Below are 2,176 nucleotides of genomic sequence, written 5' to 3' on the forward strand. Positions count from 1 at the left end.
AGAATTGTTCAACACTTGTTAGTAAAATATTAAATACCGGTGGAACACATATTCAGCAATCTAAAATGCCTTGGGGAATAACACCGAATGGTTTGGCAGAGCAAGTATTGGCTGAGCAAGGCACTAATGGGCTAAGATTCTAGAAAAACTTTATTTAAGAGGCATGAACATAGGGCTACATGCCTCTTAAACTGGTGTGTTGCTTTTTATTTTGGCCGGGTGAAACGTTATTTCATCCCAAACCTTGTTTTGAACTCTTCCTTGTCTATTCTCTCAAATCCATGCTCCTGAAGTTCAGGAGTAAAAAAGTCGGTACTTTTGGGTTTTTAAAGGAATCCCTGCTCCAATGACTACGTGGGTAACTGAACTTGTGCAATTATCTGTGCTTAGATTCATTGGTGTGCTGTGACTATCATTATCATAAACATGAATTCCACAGTGATCTTCAACTGGGTGAAAACCATGATTTTTTTATGTTTCTCTATAGTTGCATGAGCATTCCCGTGGGCAGTAAAAAAGCTGGTCACAAAGGTGGCTAGTGGATTTAAGGTGCCAAAAACTGAGTAAAAGCGCATGCCTTCCGCAACATCTCGGGAAAATGATTTTTGGGCTTGTACAGCACTTTTATATTGCTCTTTGTCTATTGGTTTAACTAAGACATGTTCAGCTTCTTCTAAGTCTTCTTGATGATTAGGAGCAAGTTTTCCTTTTACAGGAACTGATCCTAAAGTTATTCCATTAATAAAGGATCCTAAAGGACCAGGAAAGAAACTGGTATGATTAATTTTCTTTTTAACAGTTGTTTCTTTCACTGCGCTAATTGATACATGTCCTGGCCCATCGACGGTATCTTTTACAAAAGCAAACAAATGATATTTCGTTTGTTCCGGAACAGTCTGTTTAATTTTCTCCGCTTTAGTGTATGCCATCTTTTAAACCTATTACTTTTTAGTTTTACTTCTAATTTTTAAAACTATGGGGGTTATTGTTAAAACATAGAGGTCAATAATTTTACATTATTAATGCTTAGCTAAACCTTAAGAAATCCATAAAATCTAGGAAGAGCAAATGCGTTGGAATAAATTTCTTGATTCGATAATTGTGTAGATATAATTAGTTACAGAGGATTTTTCAAATAGTATTAAATATTAATACTATTTGGGTGGACTGATAGTACTTTTAGAAATGAGATTTTATTTTGAATGTGAGAGATATATGCTTTAAAAATGAAGTTTAATTGGAGTTCAAGATGAGATTAACTCAAATAAGAGGTTTTTATCCTTACATGATGGTGGTATTTTTCAATACTTTTGTTGATTTAGGGCATAAAATTTTGATTCAAGATACCCTCTATCAAACCTCAAGTGGACCTATCTATACAATTCTATCCGCTATTATCAATGCTCTTATCCTTTTGCCTTATATTTTATTATTTACCCCATCAGGATTTCTTGCTGATAAATTTCCTAAAGCGTTGGTGTTAAGAATAACTGCGGCGGTGGCTATTCCGCTGACTTTACTTATTACCTGGTGTTATTACCAAGGTTATTTTTGGGGTGCTTTTTACTGACCTTATTACTTGCTATTCAAAGCGCCCTCAATTCACCAGCAAAGTATGGCTATATTAAAGAGATCTTTGGGAAGGAGCATCTGTCACAGGCTAATGCGATTGTGCAAACGCTGACGATTATTGCTATTCTAGGAGCAACTTTTATTTTTACCTATCTTTTTAGCTTTGTTATTAATGCTGCGGGATTGCAGCACAGCAGTGATAAAGCGCTGCTGCTACAAGCTATCGCTCCGGCCGGTTTTTTGTTAGTTCTATTTTCAATTTTTGAAACGATAATGACTTTTTTGCTATTACAAAAGCAAGCGGCTGATCCGCAGTCACATTATGAATTAGCTAATTATTTTCGCGGTCATTATTTAAAGGCCTATCTACAAAAGGCCAGTAAACAATATGTCATATTTACTTGTATTGTAGGACTATCCTTATTCTGGGCTATTAATCAGGTGCTTTTGGCCAGTTATGGCGCTTTTTTAAAAGAACATCTGGGCAATATTAGTGTTATGTTTGCCCAAGGTTCATTAGCTATTGGAGGAATAGGCATATTATTAGGTGCTTTATATGCCGGTAAAGTATCAAAGGGTTTTGTAGAAACGGGTTTGCTCCCGG

At 35.8% G+C, this 2,176-nt stretch carries 3 protein-coding genes; 2 read left to right on the plus strand and 1 reads right to left on the minus strand.

What is annotated here, in order from left to right; all coding sequences use genetic code 11:
- Nucleotides 1–392: 392 nt before the first annotated feature.
- Complete coding sequence (locus BN58_RS22675; protein WP_019216106.1) at nucleotides 393–929, minus strand: hypothetical protein; 537 nt, start codon at nucleotides 927–929, stop codon at nucleotides 393–395.
- 320 nt (nucleotides 930–1,249) lie between these two features.
- On the opposite strand from BN58_RS22675, the gene BN58_RS06305 reads away from it, so the two are divergent.
- Both BN58_RS06305 and BN58_RS06310 read left to right on the plus strand, forming a co-directional pair.
- Complete coding sequence (locus tag BN58_RS06305; protein WP_026069303.1) at nucleotides 1,250–1,570, plus strand: hypothetical protein; 321 nt, start codon at nucleotides 1,250–1,252, stop codon at nucleotides 1,568–1,570.
- Nucleotides 1,552–2,176: hypothetical protein (locus tag BN58_RS06310; protein WP_026069304.1), on the plus strand; the 625-nt coding region annotated here is incomplete at its 3' end. The genes BN58_RS06305 and BN58_RS06310, both read left to right, overlap by 19 nt.

This window comes from Legionella tunisiensis (assembly GCF_000308315.1).
Lineage (GTDB): Bacteria > Pseudomonadota > Gammaproteobacteria > Legionellales > Legionellaceae > Tatlockia > Tatlockia tunisiensis.

Bases quoted from the DNA above. Each gene is read 5' to 3' on its own strand.
- BN58_RS06305 (WP_026069303.1), top strand. From the start codon at position 1,250: ATGAGATTAACTCAAATAAGAGGTTTTTATCCTTACATGATGGTGGTA.
- BN58_RS22675 (WP_019216106.1), bottom strand. From the start codon at position 929: ATGGCATACACTAAAGCGGAGAAAATTAAACAGACTGTTCCGGAACAA.